Genomic DNA, 15,559 nt, shown 5'->3' on the forward strand with positions numbered 1-15,559 from the left:
GTGGTGACCGGCAGCGGCGGAGGAAGCGGAGATGCAGCAGGCGGCGGTGACGCAGGGTCATCTGCTCAATGGCCGGATCCTCTATGCCCAGCCGAAGGATGGCTACCGCACGGGGATCGAGCCGGTCCTACTGGCCGCGGCCGTGCCGGCCCGCCCCGGCGCGCAGGTGCTGGAAGCGGGCACCGGAGCGGGCGCGGGGCTGCTATGCCTCGCCGCCCGCGTGCCGGGGATCACCGGCCTCGGCATCGAGATCGAGCCGCGGATGGCGGCGCTGGCCGCCCGGAACCTCACCGCCAACGGCCTCGCCAGGCTCAGCATCCGGACGGCGGACGTGCTGGAGATCGCGGGCAATTGGGCGGCCGCGGGCGGCCCCTTCGACCACGCCTTCGCCAACCCTCCCTGGCATCAGGCCGATGGCACGCCCTCTCCGGTGCCGCTGCGCGCCCGCGCCAAGGTGGCCGAGACCGGGCTTGCCGCCGTCTGGACGCAGGCCCTCGGCCGGGCACTCCGGCCGCGCGGCACCCTCACCCTGATCCTGCCGGCGCGCCAGGTGCCGGAGGCGCTGACCGCCCTACCCGCCGCCGGCTGCGGCTCGCCCCGCCTCTTCCCGCTCTGGCCGCGTGCGGGCCAGCCGGCGCGCATCCTGATCCTGCAAGCGGTTCGCGGTGGACGGGCCGAGTTCCGGATGGAGGCCGGACTGGTCCTGCACGAGGGCACGGGTTACACGCCCGCGGCCGATGCGGTACTGCGCGAGGGCGCTGCCCTGACCCTCGGCTAAGCCAGGGCCCTATTTCTTTTTCGTAAAGATATGCAGGTGCGGTGTCGGATCGTCACATTTTCATTTCTTGAGATAACAAAAGAACCCGCCTGAGACGCCTGTCAGGTCACTCGAATTTTACCTTTCTCCCGTTATCAGACCCTAACGCCGCCCGGCGCTATGCACGCCTGAACGGGATTGAGGAGAGCCTGAGTGAAGAACGCACCGATCACCGCCAAGATCATGCTCATCCTGGGCATCTTCGGGCTTTTCGTCCTCGGCATCGCTTTCTACGCAACAGGCGAGATGAAGGTCATCGGCGGAAGCTACGAACGGCTGCTCAACGGCGAGAGCCGAGGGGCGCTGTATCTGGCACGGAGTTCTCGTGCGTTGCAGACGGCGCGGGCCGCGATTGCGGATCTCATGCTGTCCGTCACGCCCGAGGGCAACCAGGCGGCCTTGACGGCCCTGGCCAAGTCGACCGCCGACTTCAAGACCTTCATCGACACGGCGATTGCCGCCGTGCCATCCAGCGCCCCGACGCTCCTCCCGCTGAAGGCCAAGGCGCTGGACGCGATCACGAATGCCTGCGCGCCCGTGATCGCACGGGGGCGGGCGGCGACTGCGGCGACGGACGTGATGGCGGTACAAAGAGATTTCCTCGGCACCTGCCAGCCGCTCTTTCCGCCGCTATCGGACAGCTTCAAGGTTGCGACGGACAGCATCGTCAATGGTGCGCAGACGAAGGTAGGATCCCTCCGCGGCGTTACGCAGCACACCATCTTCCTGACCTTCAGCGGCATCATTCTGGGCCTCATCATCATGGCCGCGATTGGTTTCTTCGGCGCACGCGCCTGGATCATTCGGCCCATCCGCGCGCAGATCGACGTCATGGGGCGGTTGTCGAAGGGTGACTATACCACCGAGGTCGCGGGGGTGGAGCGCAAGGATGAGGTGGGGGCGATCGCCCGTGCCGTCGCGCTCTTCCGCGATGCAGGGCGGGAGAAGGTGCGTCTGGAAGCGGAGACGGCGGAGCAGCGGGCGCATGCGGAGGCGCAGCGCGCCGAGCAGGAAGCGCAGCGCGCCCATGCCGCGCAGCAGGCGACCCTGGTCGTGGATTCCCTTGCCATGGGCCTCGAGAAACTCGCCGGCGGCGATCTTCTCTTCCGCCTCGAGCAGGCCTTCAGCACCGAATACGAAAAGCTGCGCCGCGACTTCAATGCCGCCATGGATAAGCTGCAGCAGACCATGAAGGCCATCTCCACCAATACCCAGGGCGTGCGCGCCGGCGCCGGCGAAATCAGCCAGGCCTCGGACGATCTCTCCCGGCGCACGGAACAGCAGGCCGCGAGCCTCGAAGAAACCGCCGCCGCGCTCGACCAGATCACCGCAACGGTCAAGCGCACGGCGGAGAATGCGAACGAAGCGCGCAACACCGCCTCCGCCGCCAAGACCGACGCCGAACAATCCGGCCAGGTGGTACGCGAGACCGTCACCGCCATGACCGGCATCGAAACCTCCTCCAAGCAGATCGGCAACATCATCGGCGTCATCGACGAAATCGCCTTCCAGACCAATCTCCTCGCCCTCAATGCGGGTGTGGAGGCCGCACGAGCGGGCGAAGCCGGCCGCGGCTTCGCGGTCGTCGCGACCGAAGTGCGGGCGCTCGCGCAGCGCTCGGCCGATGCCGCGAAGGAGATCAAGACGCTCATCTCCGCCTCCAGCCGGGAGGTGGAGAGCGGGGTGCGGCTCGTCGGCGAAACCGGCCGCGCGCTCGACCGCATCGCCGAGCAGGTCACCCGTCTCAACGGCCTCATCAGCGACATCGCGAGTTCGGCGCAGGAACAGTCCACCGGCCTCGCCGAAGTCAATGGCGCGATGAACCAGATGGATCAGGTGACGCAGCAGAACGCCGCGATGGTGGAGGAAGCAACCGCGGCGAGCCACAGCCTGGCCAAGGAAGCCGAGACGCTGAGCCACCTCGTCGCCCAGTTCCGCATCGGCGATACGGGCGACGCCGCCTCCGCCCCGCCGCACGCCGCCGCTGCGCGCCGCCCGGCTGCCCGCCCCGCCCCCGCTCCGGCAAGCAAGGCACCGGCCCGCGCCGCAGCTCCGGCGCGGTCTGCCCCCGCCATGGCCGCCGCAGACGAGGAAGGCTGGAACGAGTTCTAGGCGAATATTCCAGTCCCGGTTCTCTTCAACACCGGTGTGGCGCGCCACACCGGTTCCTTCACAGACTTTTCATCCGACTTCGCAATAAAACTGTTTTCCTCTTGTGCGGTGGGCCATGAAGATAACTCAGAAGATCTCTCTCAGCTTCGCGATCATCAGCCTTCTCGTCGTTCTGCTCACCGTGCTGGTGCTGCGCAATCTCGGTTCGCTTGTTCAGGCGGACAATTGGAATACCCACAGCTATCAGGTGCTCCTCCAGGCCGACAATCTCCTGGAATCCATGATCAATCAAGAAACCGGCGTGCGCGGCTATCTGATCAGTGGCAACCCGGCCTTTCTCGACCCCTATCACAAGGGCGGTGCCGCCTACAAAGACGCCTATGGCCAGCTGCGGCATCTTACGGCGGACAATGCCGCGCAGCAGCAGCGGCTGGACGCGATCCAGAGCTTCGCCGATGATTGGAAGCACAACATCGCCGAGCGCGAAATCAACCTGATGGACAGTTCAGCGACGGCCGCCCAGGCGCGATCGATCGAAGCGAATGGCGCCGGCAAAAAGGCGATGGACGGGCTGCGCGGTGTCCTCTCCGACTTCATCCAGGCCGAAGCCGGGCTATTGGATGTTCGCGCGGCCACCAAGATTTCCGCCGAAACGACGACGCGCTGGGTGATGATCCTCGGTAGCCTCATCACCATTCTTGCCTCCATCGGCTTCGGCATCTTCGCCAATCGTAGCATCGCCCGTCCCGCCACCCGGCTGACCGGCGTCATGCTGCATCTCGCCGACGGCGATCATGCCGTCGACATCCCAGGCCTCGGGCGGAAGGACGAAATCGGCCAGATGGCCAAGGCGGTCGAGGTATTCAAGCAGAACGCCGTCGAGAAGGTGCGTCTGGAAGCGGAGACGGCGGAGCAGCGGGCGCATGCGGAAGCGCAGCGCGCCGAGCAGGAAGCCCAGCGCGCCCATGCCGCGCAGCAGGCGACCCTCGTCGTGGATTCTCTTGCCATGGGCCTCGAGAAACTCGCCGGCGGCGATCTCCTCTTCCGTCTCGAACAGGCCTTCAGCACCGAATACGAAAAGCTACGCCGCGACTTCAATGCCGCCATGGACAAGCTGCAGCAGACCATGAAGGCCATCTCCACCAATACCCAGGGCGTGCGCGCCGGCGCCGGCGAAATCAGCCAGGCCTCCGACGATCTCTCCCGCCGCACCGAACAGCAGGCCGCGAGCCTCGAAGAAACCGCCGCCGCGCTCGACCAGATCACCGCGACGGTCAAGCGCACGGCGGAAAATGCGAACGAAGCGCGCAACACCGCCTCCGCCGCCAAGACCGATGCCGAGCAATCCGGCCAGGTGGTACGCGAGACCGTCACCGCCATGACCGGCATCGAAACCTCCTCCAAGCAGATCGGCAACATCATCGGCGTCATCGATGAAATCGCCTTCCAGACCAATCTCCTCGCCCTCAATGCGGGTGTGGAGGCCGCACGAGCGGGCGAAGCCGGCCGGGGCTTCGCGGTCGTCGCCACCGAAGTGCGGGCGCTCGCGCAGCGCTCGGCCGATGCCGCGAAGGAGATCAAGACGCTCATCTCCGCCTCCAGCCGGGAGGTGGAGAGCGGGGTGCGGCTCGTCGGCGAAACCGGCCGCGCGCTCGACCGCATCGCCGAGCAGGTCACCCGTCTCAACGGCCTCATCAGCGACATCGCGAGTTCGGCGCAGGAACAGTCCACCGGCCTCGCCGAAGTCAATGGCGCGATGAACCAGATGGATCAGGTGACGCAGCAGAACGCCGCGATGGTGGAGGAAGCAACCGCGGCGAGCCACAGCCTGGCCAAGGAAGCCGAGACGCTGAGCCACCTCGTCGCCCAGTTCCGCATCGGCGATACGGGCGACGCCGCCTCCGCCCCGCCGCACGCCGCCGCTGCGCGCCGCCCGGCTGCCCGCCCCGCCCCCGCTCCGGCAAGCAAGGCACCGGCCCGCGCCTCCACCGCGGCCCCTGCCCGCGCCGCAGCTCCGGCGCGGTCTGCCCCCGCCATGGCCGCCGCAGACGAAGAAGGCTGGAACGAGTTCTGAAGCCGGCCGCGCCTGAAGCCGGCCGCGCCTGAAGCCGGCCGCGCCTCAGCCCACGGGAGGCACCTCTGCGGCCGCAATCTCGAGAGCGCGGCGCGCCATGGCCAGCGCTCCCTCGCGGGAGCGGGCTGCGCCCACAAAGCGCCGCACATGCACGAAGACGGCATCCGGCACGGCGCTGGCCTCGGCCAGCGCCTGGGCTTCCAGCCCTGCCCAGGCCTCCGGCAGGGGCACGCGCTGGGCGAAGGAATCCTTCTCCGGCGGCATGGTGTCGATCATCCAATTGCCGTTGGAGGCGGGGCTGACGCAGAAGACCACCGGCAGATCATGGGCGAAGACGGTGTTCTTCCAGGGCATACCCTGCTCCAGCACCAGAATGCGCGGATCGGCCGCCGCCGCATGCGCGGCCAGCACGATGCCATCGGCCGAAAGCCGCGCCCGCAGCCCATCCACGCGCCGCCGCAGCACGCCCTCGGCGAAGACAGAGGCCTCGAGAAAGCCGGCGTCACCCGCGCCCGGCCCATTCGCCTCCGGGCTGTCCCAAAGCGGGTTGAAATCGCCCACCAGGCGGCCGAGCCCCAGACCGTCATCGACCAGCGGCCCCCGCAACGATACGCCGTTGTCGAGCTCGTCGATCCGTCGCAGCATCGTCGAATCGAGTTCGGCGGCGATGGCCTCGGCCATCGCCGGGGGCGCGTCGGCGCCGAGCAGGGCGGAGACGGCCTGCACGCCATAGACCTGCCAGATCAGCCCGGCGGAGGAATAGGGCGTGCCGTCGGCGCGCAACGGCGCACCGCGCTGGTGATGATCGAAGCGGCAGGCCGCGGCATCGTAGATCAGGCCGACGTCCCAGACGATGTCGCCGCTTTCGATGAGCGCACGGTCGCGCGTCCGCAGCAGGCGATGATCCTCCCCCACCCGCCCTAAGCCGAGAGCGAGGCGCAGCACCGCATAGGCGAAAACCTCGTCGCAATGAAATTTGCCGCTATGGGTAACGAGAAGCGGGCGCTGGTCGCCTGTGGGCATCGTGCAGGTCCGTGAAACAGTCTTGGGTCACGCTGCCATAGCGCAAGACGGCCCGCAGGTCTCCTCCTCCTTCCGAAGGCGTCAGGCGGAGTAGATCGACCCCGTCACCGGTTCGACGAAGACCACCTCATCCTGCACCGCGCGGATGCCGGGCACCGTCTCCACCGCGACGCGCAGCGCCGGGCGCAGACGCTCGTCATGGATCACGCCTTGCAGCAGGGCCATGCCGTCCTCCACCGCGACCGCGACGCTCGCATTGTCGAAGAGACCGGCGCGCTCCAAGGCCCGGCGCGCCGCGTCGGCCAGTGCGTCATCCGAGGCGGCGGGGTCACCGGAGGCAATTTCGGCCAGCCGGCGGCCCAGCGCGCGGATCAGATCGGCGCGGGACACGATGCCCACCAGCCGGTCGCCCTGCACCACCGGGACACGGCGGATGTGCTTGCTCTCCATCAGCCGCACCACCTCAACGAGCGACGCCTCTTCCGTGATGGTCACCACCCGCTCCGTCATCAGGTCGCTCACCCGGCGACTGTGGCTGCGCACGTAGTCCAGCGCCTGGCGACCGGAGCCGAAGAGCAGATCGAAGAGAGACCGGCGCGCGGGCTCCTCGGTCGAGGTCTCCACCCGGCGCAGCAGATCGCCTTCGGTGATGATGCCTGCCAACGCGCCGTCGGCCGCCACCACGGGCACGCCGGAGGCGTGGCGCGCCAGCATCACGGCGATCACCGCCTCGATCGTCGCGTCCGGCCTGACCGTTGCGACGTCCCGGGTCATGATGTCTTGCACGCGCATCGGCTGCTCCTTCCCGCTGGCGAAGAGAAATGTGCGCCCGGCCCGTCGCGCTCCGCCTTGATGTCGATCAATCGGCGGCGGGGCGAGGCCGTGGCGACACAGGGCGCCACAAAAAACGGCGGCACCCGCAGGTGCCGCCGTTCGTCGTCGGAACCGCCCGCTCGGGGCGGCGGGCCGCGATCAAACCTTCAGGTTGACCGCTGCCATCTTGCCCTTCTGGCCGCGCTCCAGATCGAAGCTGACCTTCTGGCCCTCGTTCAGCCCCCCCAGGCCGGCACGCTGCACGGCGGAGATGTGCACGAACACATCAGCGCCGCCTTCTTCCGGCTGAATGAAGCCATAGCCCTTGGTAGCATTGAACCACTTAACCGTGCCGACCGACATCGGGTCTCTCCTCGCACCTGGCAACCCGCAACATGCGGGCCAAACTGACTTTTACATTTGGGGGGGAAGGCGCGCGGTGCGCGGAAGGCCCGCAGACCGAAACACTTATAGCCCAGGATGAAAAAGCGCCGCGTGAATCTATGACCGGTTCCCGGCCGGATGGCTAGGCCAAAAAACACGCCGGCCAGCGCCTTTTTCGAGGCCGGCTGTGAAAATTCGATAAGCTCATGAGCAAAAGAGATTGGCCGTGCCCGGCCGGGTCGGTGTCATCATCGGAGGATGATCCGGCTCCGCGCCGGAGCGATTGGAACGGCGGGGCCCGGCAGGGCTGCCTGCGCGGGGAGCGTGGCGATGAGCGACTATGGTGCGATCAAGGCGGCGCTGCAGGCACGCCCGGCACGGCATTCCCTGCCGCAGCGCCTCTACAACGACGAGGCGGTCTTCGCCTTCGACCAGAAGGCGCTGTTCCATCGCAGCTGGATTCTCATCGGCTTCGAGGTCGAATTCCCGGCCGCCGGCAGCTATCAGTCCCTCAAGATCGGCGGAGCGCCGATCATCGTCATCCGCGGCAAGGATGGCGTGTTGCGCGGCTTCCATAACACCTGCCGCCATCGCGGCGCGGAACTCTGCCCCGAGGGCACGGGGAAGGCCGCGCGGCTGGTCTGCCCCTACCACCAATGGACCTATGATCTCGCAGGCAAGCTGATCTTCGCCGGCCGCATGGGGGACGGTTTCGATCCGGCCGCGCATGGGCTGGCGCCGATCCACGTCGAAACCCTCGAAGGCACGGTCTATGTCTGCCTCGCCGAAACACCGCCCGATTTCGCCCCCTATCGGGAGGCCGTCGGGCCGATGCTGGCAGCGCATGATTTCCACAATGCGAAGATCGCGCATGAGGCGACGCTGGTCGAAAAGGCCAATTGGAAGCTGGTGATGGAGAATGCGCGCGAGTGCTATCATTGCGCCGGCCGCCATCCCGAACTCGCCGTCACCTTCCCGATCTTTGCCAAGGGCAATTTCGAGCAGGTGACCGAGCACGAAGCCGCCTTCGACCGCCGCATGGCTGAACTCGGCCTGCCCAGCGCGCCGGTGGAAGGCGAGTGGTGGCAGGCGGCGCGTTTCCCGCTCAATCCCGGCATGGTTTCGATGACGATGGATGGCGGCCGTGGCGTCTCCAAGCTCATGTGTCCGGTGGGCGACGGCGACATCGGCAGCCTGCGCTGGGCCATCGAGCCGCATAGCTTCTGCCATTCGACCGGCGACTTCACCTTCATGTTCACGGTCATTCCGGTCAGCCCGAAGGAGACCCTGGCGCTGGGCAAATGGCTCGTCCACAAGGATGCCGTCGAAGGGGTGGACTACGATCTCGCCAATCTGGTGAAGCTCTGGGACGTCACCAATCTCGAGGACCGGGATCTGTGCGAGCTCAATCAGCGCGGTGTGGACAGCCCCGCCTATCGCCCCGGCCCCTATTCGGAGGTGGCGGAATCGCTCGTGGAGCGATTCACCAGCCACTACGTCCGGCAGGCGCTGGCCTATATCGCCGAGGCCGAGGCGGCAAACCCCGGCGCCGCCACGATGCTCGCGGCCGATTGAGTGGCAGACCACCCCGCCCCTTGGGCCGGTGGTGCCGATCGGCTCCGCTGCCTCTCCGTCGCGCAGGAAGCGCCGGGTGTGAAGACCTTCCGCTTCGCGCCGACGAGTGGGGCGCCCGTGCATTTCCACGCCGGCCAGTTCGTGACCCTGAACTTGCCCCTGCCCGCCGGCCCTGCCTGGCGCTGCTTCACCATCGCCTCCTCCCCCCTGCAGACGGAGGCGATCGACCTCACCATCAAGGCGCAAGGTGGCGGCGAAACGCTGAACGCGTCGGCAACCGCCTGGATGCATGCGCAACTGGCCCCGGGCATGCTGCTGGAGGCGAAGCCGCCAACCGGCCCCTTCTGCCTGATGCATCCACCGGAGCTGCCGCTGCTGCTGGTTTCGGCCGGCAGCGGCGCTACCCCTATGGTCGCGATCGCGCGCTTCCTGCGCGACCGCGGGGACCGCACCCCGGTCCACTACGTGCATCTCGGGCGAAGCGAAGCCGATTGGCTGTTCCGGCCCGAGATCGAAGCGATCGCGGCGGACCTCGGCACCTGGCAGGTTGACTGGCTGACGAGTGCGGCCGGCCGGCCGGATGCCGCGCATTTCGCCCGCCTCACGCCCGATCTCGCGCGGCGGGAGGTGTTCTGCTGCGGTCCGGCAGGTTTCATGGCGGCGGTGGAAGAGGCCCATGCCCGCGCGGGCGGCCCAGCGGCGCGCTTCCGGAAAGAAGCCTTCACCGCCATTCCCATCCCCGAAATGGCGGCGACCGCACCCACGGATGATGGCGCAACCACCTTCACCCTGCGCTTCGAGCCTTCGGGAAAGGAGACGGCCACTGGCCCCGGAGAGACGGTGCTGGCCGCCGCCGCCCGCCTCGGCCTCGCCATTCCTTACGCCTGTGGTGACGGCATCTGCGGGACCTGCCGCATCCGCAAGAGATCGGGGGAGGTCGAGATGAACCATCAAGGCGGGATCGAGGAGGAGGAGATCGCCGACGGCGAGATACTCGCCTGCTGCAGCTATCCCCGCTCGCCCCTCGTGCTGGAGCTTTGATCATGACCAACGACAAGACCCATAAAACGGATGGCCTGTCGCTCGAAACCCTCGCCATCGGAGCGGGCTACGACCCGGCGGAGCATAACGGCTCGGCCAAGCCGCCGATCTACATGACCTCGACCTTCGTCTACCCCTCCGCCGCCGTGGCGCGCGCCGTCCACCAGGCCTTCTTCGACGGCGCGGTGCCGGAGAAATCCGGCAAGAACGGCTTCATCTATGCGCGGCTCGACCATCCCAATCTGGTGATGGCGCAAACCCGTATCGCGCTGCTGGACCGGGCCGAGGATTCGGCCCTCTTCTCCTCCGGCATGGCCGCCGTCTCCACCCTGGCGCAATGCTTCCTCCGGCCTGGGGACAGTGTCCTGCACAGCCGCCCCATCTATGGCGGCACGGACATGCTGCTGCACACGCACATGACGGAGATGGGCGTGCACCCGGTGGGCTTCACCAACGGCGTGGACGAAGCACATCTCACGCAGATGGCCGATGCCGCCATGGCGAAGGGCCCTCTGACCCTGATCATGGTGGAAAGCCCGGCCAACCCCACCTGCGCCATCGCCGACATCGCGCTGATCTCGCGCATCGCCGACCGCGTGGCGCTCGCGCAAGGCCGGCGGCCGATCATCTCGGTGGACAACACCTTCCTCGGCCCCTTCCTGCAGAGCCCGCTGGAACATGGCGCCGACCTCTGCCTCACCTCTCTCACCAAATATGCCGGCGGCCACAGTGATTTCATGGGCGGCAGCATCAGCGGCTCGAACGCCCTCGTCGGCCGTCTGAAGAAACTGCGCACCCTCATGGGCAACCATGCCGATCCGCATAACTGCTGGATGCTGCTGCGTTCGGTGGAAACGATGGCGCTCCGCACCGAACGCGCGGTCGCCAATGCCCGCGCCATCGCGACCTTCCTGCGCGACCATCCAAAGGTGACGCGCATCACCTATCTCGGCTTTCTCGAAGAAGGCACGCCCGAACGCGCGGTCTATGACCGGCAATGCGCCGCACCGGGCTCCACCTTCTCCTTCGACACGGAAGGCGGCGAAGCCGGTGCCTTCCGTTTCCTCGACCGGCTGAAGCTGTTGCGTTTCGCGGTCTCCCTGGGCGGCACGGAGACGCTGATCTGTCATCCAGCGACCACCACCCACTACGCGGTGCCGGAGGAGGCGCGGCGCGCGGTCAACATCGGCCCCGCCACCATGCGCGTCTCCGTCGGCATCGAAACGGCCGAGGACCTCATCGCCGATCTCGCCCAAGCCCTGGAGGCCGTGTGAATGGAAAACGAGACCAATCCCACCGATCAGCACGCGATCGGCGAAAAGCACACCCGGGCCGCGGAAGAGACCGAACTTCTGGTGATCGGCGCGGGTGAAGCCGGCATCACCGCCGCCCTCACCGCCGCGCGCGCCGGTGCGCGCGTCACCCTAGTCGACGAAAATCCGGTGGGCGCCGGGCTGATCGGCATGGACGTGCCGCTGCTCTATGGCAACCGCTGGACAGCGGCGGTGCAGAACCAGGGCCGCATGCTGGAACAGGTGCTTGCCGCCTCCCCCGGCCTGGAAGAGGCCTTCGAGGCGGGGGTGGACGTCCGGCTCGCGACCTATGCTTGGGGCGCCTTCGTCGCGGGCCCCAATCTTCGCTCCCTACCCGAGCCCGTCGTCGGCCTCGCCGACGAGACCCGCTCCTGGCTCATCGGCTTCCGCCGCCTGATCATCGCGAGCGGCGCCCGCGATCTCGTCTATTCCTTCAAGGGTTTCGAGACGCCCGGTGTCCTCGGCGCGCTCGGCATGGCGTCGCTCATCCAGCGCTATGCCGCCTTCAATGGCCGCCGCATCGTCATCCTCGGTAGCGGGGATCTTGCGGTCGCAACCGCGACCCTGGCGCTGGACGCCGGCCTCGACGTCGCCGCTATGGTCGAAGTGCGAGACGCGCCGCAGGCCGATGTCTCGGCGCTCACCGCCCGCGGCGTCGAAATCGTCACCGGCCAGGTCCTTCTCGAAGCCGAGGGCACCGCGGAAGGCGTCACCGCCGCGCGGCTCGTCCCCGTCGCCGGCGGAGACGCGCGCCGTATTGCCTGCGACACGATCTGCCTGGCCATCGGCGCCGTGCCAGTGATCGACCTCGCCGATGTCGCGGGCGCGAAGATGACGCGCGCCGATGGCGCCTTCGTGCCCGGCACGTTGCCGCCCGGCGTCTTCGTCGCCGGCGACGCCGCCGGCCTCGGCGGCGATGCCGCGGCCTCCGGCCGCGCCGCAGCGGCCGCGGCGCTCGCCTCCCTCGGCTATGAAGGGACGGCCGAGCCGCAGCCGGCGGCGCGGCCCGTTCTGCCGGCCGACACCGATGCCTACCGTCTCGATTGGATGCGCGCGCTGCTCGCGACCGGCGGCCAGGACGTCGTCGCCTGCACCTGCGAGGAGGTGACGCGGCGCGACCTGCTGGAGGTGCAGCCGCCGCGCTACCTCGCCGCGCCGACCGAGCGGCACAACAGTCTCACGAGTCTCGCAGCCGATGGACCGGTCAACCAGGACCAGATCAAGCGGCTCACACGCGCCTGCATGGGCCCCTGCCAGGCGCGCCGCTGCCGCGAACAGGTAGCGATGATCATGGCCCTCGGCGCCGATCGGCCGCTCGGCTCCATCGCGCTCGCAGGCTACCGCGCGCCGGTGCGGCCCCTGCCCCTCGGCGTTCTCGCCGCGGCCGAGGAATGCGCGGAGATGGTCGCAGGCTGGAACGTCTGGTTCGGCATCCGCACGCAATGGATTCCCTATGACGACATCGGCACGGAGCGCGAAATCGCGCGCGCCGGCCGCATGAGCCATTTCTGAGAGGCCCGCGCGATGTCCGACATCAAGAAGAGCGCCTCCGTCATCGTCGTCGGTGGTGGCGTCACCGGCCTCTCCGCCGCCTGGTGGCTGGCGCGGGACGGCGTGGACGTGCTGGTCATCGACAAGGGGATCGTCGGCTGGGAGGCGTCGGGCCGTAACGGCGGCGGCTGCACCCATTACCAGAGCCCACTGTTTCACGAGGAGCAGCGCCTCTGGCCGCAGATGGACGAACTGCTCGGCTATCCGACCGAATACCGTCGTGAGCGCGTGATCATGGCGCTGTCGGAAGAACAGCTCGCGCAATACAAAGATCACGGCGATATCTGCGCCGGCATGGGCTACCAGTATGAAGTGCTGGACCCGCAGCAGACGCGGGAGCTCGTGCCCTTCGCGGGGGACAACGTCGTCGGTGCGGTGCATTATCATTTCGGAGGCCAGGCCAATCCGCAGCGCACGGTGCAGGCCTATGCCTGGGCCTTGCAGGATCTCGGCGGCCGTATCCTGCAGCACACCGCCGTTTCCGCCCTCGTCATCGAGGGTGGCCGCGTCACCGGCGTCGAAACCTCCCTCGGCCGCTTCGACTGCGACCATCTGGTGCTGGCAGCCGGCCCGCAATCGGGCGCCCTGCTCGCCTCCATCGGCCTGCATTTGCCCGTGGCGCCGGCGCGGGCGGAAATGATCGTCACCGAACCCCTGCCCCTGATGAGGATCGGCGGGGTGGACGGCAATGGCCTCTACGGACGCCAGACGCTGCGCGGCAACCTCGCCTATGGCGGCGGCCCGCATGAATGGCTGGCCGATACCCCGCCCGAGGGTGGGCCGATCACGCGGCCGGCGACGCAGCTTTTGCAGAACCTCTCGAAACGACTGGTCGAACTCTTTCCGAAGGCAGCGCATGTCCGCGTCATCCGCTCCTGGGCCGGCATCATCGAAAACACGCCGGACGGGCGCCCGGTCATCGAGCGGCTCTCCGACCCGGGCAACCTCACGATCTGCACCATGAGTTCGGTGGGCTTCGGCCTGTCGCCTGCCACCGGCCACGCCATTCGAGACCTCGTGATCGACGGCCGCTGCAGCTTCGCCGAGATCGGCAAGCTGAGCCTCGGCCGCTTCGCCAACCTGCCGCGTGACTGGCGCGTAAGGCAGGGTTGGGTTCCACCGGCCTTTCAGGAGACGCCGTTTCAGGATTATGAATCGGCCCGAGCGTGAACGAGGGCAAGGCCATGGCAGCCAAGGGACGGGTTCTCATCATCGGTGCCGGCATCGCGGGGCTCGCGACAGCCTGGCGCCTGCAAAAGCGCGGTTTCGAGGTCGAAATCTTCGAACAGGGTCCGATCCCGAATCCGATGGGTTCCTCCTGGGACGAGCACCGCATCACCCGCCATGCCTATGGCGAGTTCACGGGCTATGCCCATCTCATGCCTCATGCCTACACCCTGTGGCGGGAGCTGTGGAAAGACCTCGGCGCCTCGCATTACGAGCCGACCGGCGCCACCTATTTCCTGCGCGGCGATTCGCCCTGGTATCACGGCACCACCGAATCCCTCGGCGAGATGAACATCCAGTTTCGCGACCTGCCGCTGCACAAGGCCGAGCGGCGCTACCCGATGATCAAGCTCGACGAGGTCACCAAGGTGATCGAGACGAACGGCGCCGGGCTGCTCTTCCCCTTCCGCATCGTCCGCGGCCTGATCAACATGCTCGGCGCAGGCGGCGCCACCTTCCACGCCATGCACAAGGTCACGGCGATCGACGCCGAGCGCGGCACCTTGACTGCGAATGGCCGCAGCTTCTCAGGCGACCGCATCGTCATCGCGGCCGGCGCCTGGGCCGACCGGCTGGTGCCAGACCTGGCGCCGGAGGCCGTCCCCTCCCGCCAGGCGGTGATGTTCCTGCTGCCGCCGCCCGATTTCGTGGAGGCCTGGTCGGAAGCCCCGGTGATGGCCGATATCGGAGACGCCTCCAGCTGCTACGTGCTGCCGCCGCATCGCGGCACGCGCCTGAAGATCGGCGACCACGTCTTCACCCGCCGTGGGGATGCGGACCAGGACCGCATGGCGACTGACGAGGACGTGGCGCGGCTCCTCAGCGCTCTTCAACTCGTGCTGCGCGATTTCGACCGCTACCAGATCCTGGAACGCAAGGCCTGCTACTACACGGTGACCGAGGACGAGCACTTCATCCAGCGGCCGGTGGGCGCCCGCGGCTGGCTGATCAGCGCCTGCTCGGGCCATGGGTTCAAGCTCGGCACGGTGACGGGCGAACTTGCGGCCCAGGCGCTGGCTGGCGAGCGACCCGCCGAGGACATCACGGAAATCGCTGCCGGCCGCCGCCGCCTGACGTGACGTGCGTGGTGATTGCCGCGGCCTCGGCGCGGGCGTAGCTTCCTTCCGTGCCAAGAACGGCATGGCATTCGCTGAATGAGGACCGCCCCGAGGGCGGCAGGACATGACCGACGCCTATACAGAGACGACGCGGGGCATTCGCGTGACCGTCCGCGCCTTCTATCTCGAGGACCAGTCGCAGCCCGAGGAAGGCCGGTACGTCTGGGCCTATCGCGTGACCATTGAGAACCAGGGGCAGGAGACGGTGCAGCTCGTCAGCCGCAGCTGGCACATCACCAACGGGGTGGGCCGGGTGCAGCACGTCCATGGCGAGGGGGTGGTGGGCGAACAGCCCGTGCTCGATCCGGGGGAGAGCTTCGAATATACCTCAGGCACGCCGCTCGATACGCCAACGGGCTTCATGGCGGGCGCCTATCACATGCTGGCGCCGGCCTCCGGTGAAACCTTCGATGCGCGCATCCCGGCCTTCAGCCTGGATAGCCCGCATCAGGACCTGCGGCTGCATTGAGCGGCAGAGGCTGCCGCCGAGGGGCGGCGGCGGGGCAGGCCC

At 67.8% G+C, this 15,559-nt stretch carries 13 protein-coding genes; 10 read left to right on the forward strand and 3 right to left on the reverse strand.

From position 1 onward, the window contains the following. The first annotated feature begins 31 nt into the window (after positions 1-31). From ACYQ6W_RS01105 to ACYQ6W_RS01115, 3 genes are all read left to right on the forward strand, one after another. Complete coding sequence (locus tag ACYQ6W_RS01105; RefSeq protein WP_459673018.1) at positions 32-778, forward strand: tRNA1(Val) (adenine(37)-N6)-methyltransferase; 747 nt, start codon at positions 32-34, stop codon at positions 776-778. 192 nt (positions 779-970) lie between these two features. Continuing rightward, entirely contained in the window at positions 971-2,929 is a 1,959-nt protein-coding gene (locus ACYQ6W_RS01110) for a methyl-accepting chemotaxis protein (protein WP_459673019.1), read from the forward strand. Between the two features lie 115 nt (positions 2,930-3,044). Continuing rightward, positions 3,045-5,003, forward strand: coding sequence for a methyl-accepting chemotaxis protein (locus tag ACYQ6W_RS01115; RefSeq protein ID WP_459673020.1), 1,959 nt, complete (start codon positions 3,045-3,047; stop codon positions 5,001-5,003). 45 nt (positions 5,004-5,048) lie between these two features. On the opposite strand, the gene ACYQ6W_RS01120 is transcribed toward ACYQ6W_RS01115, so the two are convergent. The 3 genes from ACYQ6W_RS01120 to ACYQ6W_RS01130 form a co-directional block, all read right to left on the reverse strand. Continuing rightward, the gene (locus ACYQ6W_RS01120) at positions 5,049-6,026 is read right to left on the reverse strand and encodes an MYG1 family protein (RefSeq protein ID WP_459673021.1); all 978 of its coding nucleotides are present in this window, start codon (positions 6,024-6,026) and stop codon (positions 5,049-5,051) included. Positions 6,027-6,107: 81 nt separating this feature from the next. Further along, complete coding sequence (locus ACYQ6W_RS01125; RefSeq protein WP_459673022.1) at positions 6,108-6,818, reverse strand: CBS domain-containing protein; 711 nt, start codon at positions 6,816-6,818, stop codon at positions 6,108-6,110. 180 nt (positions 6,819-6,998) lie between these two features. Next, complete coding sequence (locus ACYQ6W_RS01130; RefSeq protein WP_459673023.1) at positions 6,999-7,202, reverse strand: cold-shock protein; 204 nt, start codon at positions 7,200-7,202, stop codon at positions 6,999-7,001. A 351-nt stretch (positions 7,203-7,553) separates the two neighbouring features. Here ACYQ6W_RS01130 and ACYQ6W_RS01135 point away from each other — a divergent pair, with 351 nt between their 5' ends. The 7 genes from ACYQ6W_RS01135 (at position 7,554) to apaG (ending at position 15,517) form a co-directional block, all read left to right on the forward strand. Further along, positions 7,554-8,798, forward strand: coding sequence for an aromatic ring-hydroxylating oxygenase subunit alpha (locus ACYQ6W_RS01135; protein WP_459673024.1), 1,245 nt, complete (start codon positions 7,554-7,556; stop codon positions 8,796-8,798). After that, a complete protein-coding gene (locus ACYQ6W_RS01140) occupies positions 8,799-9,839 on the forward strand; it encodes a flavin reductase family protein (RefSeq protein ID WP_459673025.1) in 1,041 nt (346 codons plus the stop codon). Positions 9,840-9,841: 2 nt separating this feature from the next. Continuing rightward, a complete protein-coding gene (locus ACYQ6W_RS01145; RefSeq protein ID WP_459673026.1) occupies positions 9,842-11,113 on the forward strand; it encodes a cystathionine gamma-synthase family protein in 1,272 nt (423 codons plus the stop codon). Beyond that, positions 11,114-12,664, forward strand: a complete 1,551-nt coding sequence (locus ACYQ6W_RS01150; protein ID WP_459673028.1) for an FAD-dependent oxidoreductase — start codon at positions 11,114-11,116, stop codon at positions 12,662-12,664. 12 nt (positions 12,665-12,676) lie between these two features. Continuing rightward, a complete protein-coding gene (locus tag ACYQ6W_RS01155; protein WP_459673029.1) occupies positions 12,677-13,873 on the forward strand; it encodes an NAD(P)/FAD-dependent oxidoreductase in 1,197 nt (398 codons plus the stop codon). Positions 13,874-13,887: 14 nt separating this feature from the next. Beyond that, positions 13,888-15,009, forward strand: a complete 1,122-nt coding sequence (locus tag ACYQ6W_RS01160; RefSeq protein WP_459673030.1) for an NAD(P)/FAD-dependent oxidoreductase — start codon at positions 13,888-13,890, stop codon at positions 15,007-15,009. Positions 15,010-15,112: 103 nt separating this feature from the next. Beyond that, positions 15,113-15,517 (forward strand): Co2+/Mg2+ efflux protein ApaG, encoded by a 405-nt coding sequence (apaG, locus tag ACYQ6W_RS01165; protein ID WP_459673032.1) that lies wholly within the window; start codon positions 15,113-15,115, stop codon positions 15,515-15,517. Positions 15,518-15,559: the final 42 nt, after the last annotated feature.

This window comes from Acidisoma sp. 7E03, from assembly GCF_054665075.1.